The sequence below is a fragment of the Streptomyces sp. T028 genome, from assembly GCF_048159505.1.
GTDB lineage: Bacteria > Actinomycetota > Actinomycetes > Streptomycetales > Streptomycetaceae > Streptomyces.
Genome location: NZ_JBLRVZ010000138.1, coordinates 1 through 751, shown reverse-complemented (window position 1 = coordinate 751; position 751 = coordinate 1). Strand labels below are relative to the sequence as shown.

General features: G+C 68.2%; 1 pseudogene. It reads left to right on the top strand.

Annotated features, from left to right (window positions below):
• Positions 1-382: 382 nt before the first annotated feature.
• A pseudogene (locus ACLZN2_RS50950) lies at positions 383-751 on the top strand (hypothetical protein); the annotation flags it as partial.

The window sequence follows — 751 nt, the reverse complement described above, 5'->3', positions numbered from 1 at the left end:
CCCCGGTTGAGCGCTATCGCCCGCCAAAACCCCCGGAATCAAGCCTTGATCACGAACGATTTCGGCAACCGGGGATCCGCCCTTACTGTTTAGGGACTGCCCGGCGGAGACCGCCGATGGCCCACTCCCCTGCCCCTGCCCTCGTGGAGGTTCCCCCTGTCCCGGCACACCTGACCCGCCGCCCCGCAACGGCGCGAGGTGCAACTCGCCCCGTTACGCACGCATCCCGATTCACCCAGCCCGGCCGCCCGCTCCCTTTCCACTCCTGCGTACGCGCGGCCAGGACTTCGCTTCCAAGGACCCCGTTGACATCGCTCTACCCTCCCCTGCCCACGGGCGCCCCGCCGCCGGACCATAGCCGTCCGCCGGGAGGCCAGCCGGATTGAAGGGCATAGCCGCCGGCATCGGCGTCTTCGTCCTCTCCCCCTTCCTCCTCGCCAGCACGGCCATGCTGATGGCCAGCTCCAGCGAGGCAGCCCAAACCACCTACTCCTCCTTCAACTGCGTGGGCGACGTCGACACCGACGCCGTCATCGAGCAGGTCACCAAGATCCTCAACGGCGCGTCCGCCAAGGACGTACACGTCGAGGGACTGTCCCTGCCCGAGGAGCAGATCCCCAACGCCAGCACCATCGTGGCCACCGGGATCAGCCTGAACGTGCCGAAGAAGGGCCAGATCATCGCGCTCGCCACCGCGATGCAGGAATCACGCCTGCGCAACCTCAGCTCCGGCGACCGCGACTCGCTCGGC